Raw genomic sequence first — 327 nt, 5'->3', positions numbered from 1 at the left:
TTTGCAGTTTGTGGAACCGTTTTTAGTATTTTAATTGGTTTAATTGGCGGTTTATTTTCCTCAGAAATTTGGTGGCGATCGCTTTCGCCTCAACTTTTCGGAACCCCTTGGTTATTTATACGATCGCTTTTAGCTATTCCTCGTTCCATTCACGAAGCCATTTGGGGCTTATTTTTTGTGAATATCTTTGGACTCGATCCCCTGGTTGCTATTTTGGCGATCGCGATTCCATTTGGTACCATTACCGCCAAAGTTTTTTCAGATATATTAGATGAAACCCCACGCCAAGCTTTAACCGCCCTTTTAAGCAGTAGATCGGAAGAGCAC

The 327-nt window shown here is 41.6% G+C and carries 1 protein-coding gene; it reads left to right on the top strand.

The genetic code is table 11. The features are described from left to right. A partial coding sequence (locus M595_RS28740; RefSeq protein ID WP_023070063.1) for a PhnE/PtxC family ABC transporter permease occupies window positions 1-327 on the top strand: 327 nt, incomplete at both ends.

The sequence above is a fragment of the Lyngbya aestuarii BL J genome (genome assembly GCF_000478195.2).
Classification (GTDB): domain Bacteria; phylum Cyanobacteriota; class Cyanobacteriia; order Cyanobacteriales; family Microcoleaceae; genus Capilliphycus; species Capilliphycus aestuarii.
Note: the sequence above shows the minus strand (reverse complement) of the source record. Positions and strands in the feature narration are given on the sequence as shown.